Annotated in this window: 3 protein-coding genes; 1 reads left to right on the top strand and 2 read right to left on the bottom strand. The window is 47.2% G+C overall.

Going from position 1 to position 2,334, the window contains the following annotated elements; translation table 11 throughout:
• Positions 1-660: biotin synthase BioB (bioB, locus tag HUF13_RS17135; protein ID WP_173476230.1), on the bottom strand; the 660-nt coding region annotated here is incomplete at its 3' end.
• 90 nt (positions 661-750) lie between these two features.
• Here bioB and HUF13_RS17130 point away from each other — a divergent pair.
• The gene (locus tag HUF13_RS17130) at positions 751-1,662 is read left to right on the top strand and encodes a hypothetical protein (protein ID WP_173476229.1); all 912 of its coding nucleotides are present in this window, start codon (positions 751-753) and stop codon (positions 1,660-1,662) included.
• A gap of 13 nt (positions 1,663-1,675) precedes the next feature.
• On the opposite strand, the gene HUF13_RS17125 is transcribed toward HUF13_RS17130, so the two are convergent.
• Positions 1,676-2,334: hypothetical protein (locus HUF13_RS17125; protein ID WP_173476228.1), on the bottom strand; the 659-nt coding region annotated here is incomplete at its 5' end.

The raw sequence follows: 2,334 nt of genomic DNA, 5'->3' as shown, positions 1-2,334 counted from the left end.
GCGCAGGTCGAGGCACATGTCAATGCGGTCTTCCATCGTCTCGCCGAGGCCCATAATGCCTCCGCTGCAGATTTCAAGCCCGGCAGCAAGGGCGTTCTGCAACGCACCAATCTTGTCGTCGTAGGTGTGCGTGGTGCACACATCGGGGAAGTGCCTGCGGTAAGTTTCCAGGTTGTTGTGGAAGCGGGTGAGGCCGGCTTCCTTCAACTTGTCGAACTGCTCGCGGTTCAGTAATCCTGCCGAAAGGCATACGGAAAGTTTCGTCTCTTTTTTAAGGCGGCGGATGGCCTCGCCGATCTGTTCCACGTCACGGTTTGAAAGCGTTCGTCCCGAGGTGACGATGGAGTAACGCGGTATGCCTGCGGCTTCTTTCTTCTTCGCGTCTTCGACGATTTCGTCGGCGCTGAGCAACTTGTATTCGGGCGCTCCCGTGTGGTAATAGCTGCTTTGGGCGCAGTACTTGCAGTTCTCGGAGCATCGGCCACTGCGGGCGTTCACGATGGAACAGAAGTCAAAATCATTGCCGTGGAACTTCTCGCGAATTTCGTTGGATGCCGAACAAAGTTCTTCGAGATCCTCGTTGAGCAGTTTAAGGGCCTCTTCGCGGTTGATTTCGTAGCCGCCGAGCACTTTTTCCTTAAGTTCCTGGATAAAAGACATCTCTCCACTCCTTGAACAATTTTTTTCGGGTGCAAATATAGAAAAGAAATGTTATATTAGGATTGTAATCATTTTTACTGAAGGGGTTATATGTTCAAGAAGTTCTTTCTATCTGCCGCCGTTGTGGCTCTAATTTTTACGGGTTGCGATTCTGATTCTTCGACGGCCCCGTCCTCTACGGCCCCGTCCTCTACGACAAAAGATTCCGGCGCTGTGAAGGGGGCTTTAGATAGACACGAATATTCGGAAAAAACCGATGATGGCAACTGTGTTGTTACAAAACTTTCCGCCAATTCCTTCTCGATTACTTATAATCAAGAGGGAGCGGCCACAAAGATTGTATCGACCATTGACGGTTCTACGATTGAAATTGAATATCAATCTACTTATGGAAAGTCGGTCCCGGAGAGCTATGTTGAATCGCTGTGTGAAACGAATAAACAGGAAGCGATGTCGAAAAATGCGACGGTGTCGTGCGATGGACGCACTATATTGGTTAGGGAGACAGATGTTACGTATCTAACATTTGATGAGGCTTTGAATTCGGCGAAAGAAACCTGCAACCTAATGAATGGATCAACGGAACAGTTAAACGAGTTCGCCGCGGATACTCTTGAAACATGGCCTACGGAGACGGAAGATTCTGTGACTTGTTCTTCCCGAAAAACTGAAAACTCGTTTGTGTTGACGGCTAGAGTTCCTGATTCCCTTTCGATGCAACTAACTGCGGAGTATTATGGTGAATCTTATGCCATGGTTATGGTTCTGGAGTTTATGCCGAATGTTCCGCAGAGCGAGATAGATGATAGTTGCCAAGAATTGGAAGGACTATATAGCGATTCGTACGATGGCGAATCCATGCCGGTAGAGGTTGTATGCAGTGGACGCCAAATATCCGTAGTGACTTCGGGCGAGTCCGATGAAAATCCAATTTCGGAAATTGCTGCGGAAATGAGCGATTTCTGTAATGAGATTAAAATGACAGGGAAATTCCCCGATTAATTAGAAAGGCTTTTTAGTCTTTCTTTTGTCGAGGCATCATCCTATCGGAATTTTGGTTTAGCTGGTTTCGGACCTTGAGAGCCCCTTCAAGGGTGGTGTCGGCCTTGCTCAATGTTTCCATATTAGAAAGCCTTTCCTTGAAGGTGGAGTCGCTAAGGTTTCTTTGGTGACCGCGGTAGTTAATCTGGAAAAACTTCCGTTGCCGCTTGCCGAAGATGTCGTTATAGGAGACGCTAAACAGGTAGGCGCAGGAGGCGCTTCTGAAAGTGCTCTTGTCAGAATTTTTAGGTAACTGTATGAGTTTCATGTTTAGTGTCTTGAGAAACTCCATCATCCCCGGTTCGTAGCATTTGATTCTATCGGATTCGTCCATCATGCAATTGGACCTGCGCATGTCGGATTTGTATTTGAAGGACGCAAATTTCATTGACTCTAAGGATTTTTCGCTTATAACACCTTCCATAAACGAAACTAGGGGATAGACATCCACTAAATTGATTCCGCGGTGCTCTTTCTTGATTTCAACGAACAGGGTGTCGTTATCAATGTGGCTGGTGATGATGGGCTGGGCGCTAAGTTCCGTGTTTTTTGCAGAACGTTCTGAAATATCATTGGCATTTTTTGAGGCCTGGTACGAGACGTATGACGTGATGGAACCTGCGACTGTTGCTA

The organism is Fibrobacter succinogenes (assembly GCF_902779965.1).
Classification (GTDB): domain Bacteria; phylum Fibrobacterota; class Fibrobacteria; order Fibrobacterales; family Fibrobacteraceae; genus Fibrobacter; species Fibrobacter succinogenes_F.
The sequence above is the reverse complement of the archived record's forward strand: the minus strand, read 5'-3'. Positions and strand labels throughout refer to the sequence as shown.